The organism is Mesorhizobium sp. M5C.F.Ca.IN.020.29.1.1 (assembly GCF_003997375.1).
GTDB lineage: Bacteria > Pseudomonadota > Alphaproteobacteria > Rhizobiales > Rhizobiaceae > Mesorhizobium > Mesorhizobium wenxiniae.
On record NZ_RZSW01000739.1, the window covers coordinates 1 to 2,378 of the forward strand.

Sequence of the window (2,378 nt, forward strand, 5' to 3'; positions counted from 1 at the left end):
CCAGCGCCCGCCCCGGATTCTTCGTCTCCACGAAACGCGACTTCACATAAAGGTCCCAGGCGCGCTGCGAGCCGTTCGGATCGACACCCTTCAGCGTCGACATGTTGGTCGCGAAGGAGAGTTTTCTGAACTCCTGCGCCTCGTCGACGATGATCTGGTCGACGCCGATCTCCGAGATGGTCAGGAGATCGTCCTTGCGGGTCGAAAGCGCCTCGAGCCGCTCCTTGAGGCCCTCCTTCAACCGTTCGAGCCGCTTGCGCGAGACGCGGTCGTCGCTCTCGACCTTGGTCAGAAGCGTCTCGTAGAGCTCGAGCTCGTCCTGGATCATCTGCTGCTCGAAGGCGGACGGCACGCCAATGAAGCGGAACGCCGAATGGGTGATGATGATCGCATCCCATGTCGCCGTCGCAGCCCGGCTGAGAAAGCGGTGCCGCTTCTCCCTGGAAAAATTGGTCTCGTCGGCAACGAGAATGCGGGCATTGGGATAGAGCGCCAGGAACTCCCGCGCCGCCTGCGCGAGGCAATGCCCGGGCACGACCAGCATCGCCTTGGCGATCAGCCCGAGCCGGCGCTGTTCCATGATGCTAGCCGCCATCGTCATCGTCTTGCCGGCGCCGACGGCGTGGGCGAGATAGGTCGCGCCCGAGGCGATGATGCGCCAGATGCCGCGCTTCTGGTGATCATAAAGAACAAAGGCGCCAGAGGCGCCCGGAAGCTTCAGATGTGAGCCGTCGAAGGCTCGAGGTACGATGTTGTTGAAGCGGTCGTTATAGACCCGCGCCAGGCGATCGGTCCGGTCGGGGTCGGACCAGATCCAGCTCTGAAAGGCAGTCTTGATCTTCTGCAGCTTCTCCTTCGCCGCCTCGGTGTCGACGACATTGAGAATGCGGCGCTCGCGGTCGCCGTCCTTCACCGTGTCGAAGATCTGCGGCACCCGGCTGTTCAGCGCATCGGCGAGAAGTTCCCCGGCATGCCGGCGATCCGTGCCCCATTCCGAAGTGCCGGCCGCCATCCATCCGAGCTGACGGGCTTCGACGGTCCAGGAGGCCAGTTCCGGCATATGGTGGATCCTGATCTCCGCCCCCATCGTCTCGTGCACGAATGCGACGATGTCGGCGGCCGGAATCCACGGCGCGCCGAGCCGCGCGGTGATGTCGGAGGGCCGAAGATCGGCGGGTTGCACGCCCACCAGCGCGGTGACGTTGCGCTGATAGGCGGGATCGAGCGCCGCGGCCGCTTCTGCAACCTTCAGTTTGTCGCGTACCGGGCCGGAGAGATAGGCGTCCGCCGTCTGCCAGGAGCCGTCAGCCGGGTCGCGGAATATGGCACTGCCCAGCTCGGCGATGACATCGTCGCGATCGCGATGCAGCAGTTCTGCGATGTGGTCGGGATCGACATGGCCGCGCTCGTTGAGCACCACGGCGAGCGCATCCGCCGCACTCGTGATCACCGGGGGCGCCGGTGGCGCGATCACGCGCTCGGCGAAGATCGGACCCGGCTTCGCCGTATCGTTTTCGAGGTCGTAGTCCTCTATAGAAGCGACCAGCCAGCAGTCGGGATCGTCGAGAAAGGGCTGAAGGTTCGGCCGCCGGTGCGTCTCCCGGACCTCTCCGGTCTCGGGGTCTTCCGTGGTCGAGACGACGGTGGTGTTGATCGGGCCGAAGGCGCGGACGAAGTTCGACCAGGCGATGCGCAGCTTCATCTGCGCGTCCCGCCACGGCCGGTCGAGCTCCTGGCTCTTCAGCACCTCGCGGACCGCATCGCGGATCGGGATCAGCTTGCTGACGATGCGGACATGCTTTTCCGGGACGCCGTCGCTGCTGCGTCCCTTGCGGACCTTCACGGCCATCGCCTGGCCGTCGATGACCTGCATCAGGCCTTGGGCCTTGTCGAAGAAATAGCTGCCCTCGCGCACATGCCGATCGGATGGCAGGTCGGCGGTGGCCTGCTCGTCCGTTTCCTCCAGCTCGGGATCGAGCACGTCGGGCTCACCGTCATAGACGGCTTCCGGAAGGAGATTGATTGCTGCGGTCAGCGCGGCGTCGAGGTCCTCGCCGTCATTCGGCAGGCAGGTATAGGTCTCATCGGGACCGTAGATGCCGCGGGCTAGCGCATGCTCGCCCAGCACGAAGGCCGGATGGCGCGCGAACCAGCGATTGACGCGGATGGCGCCTTCGTCCTTCGTCGCCGGCCGGATCTCTTCAAGATCAAGCCAGGAAACATCACCCTCGGCTTCATCGGGCATTCTCTTCCGGAAAAAGAGAATGTCCACCACGACGTCCGTACCGGCATCGGCGCGGAAGCTGCCTTCGGGCAGGCGGAACGCAGCAACGAGATCGGCCATCTTCGCGATCGTCTCCCGCGCGGTGCTGTCGGCC

The 2,378-nt window shown here is 64.8% G+C and carries 1 protein-coding gene; it reads right to left on the bottom strand.

The window, feature by feature from the left end:
• A partial coding sequence (locus tag EOA85_RS32905) for a DEAD/DEAH box helicase family protein (protein ID WP_164760048.1) occupies nucleotides 1-2,378 on the bottom strand: 2,378 nt, incomplete at both ends.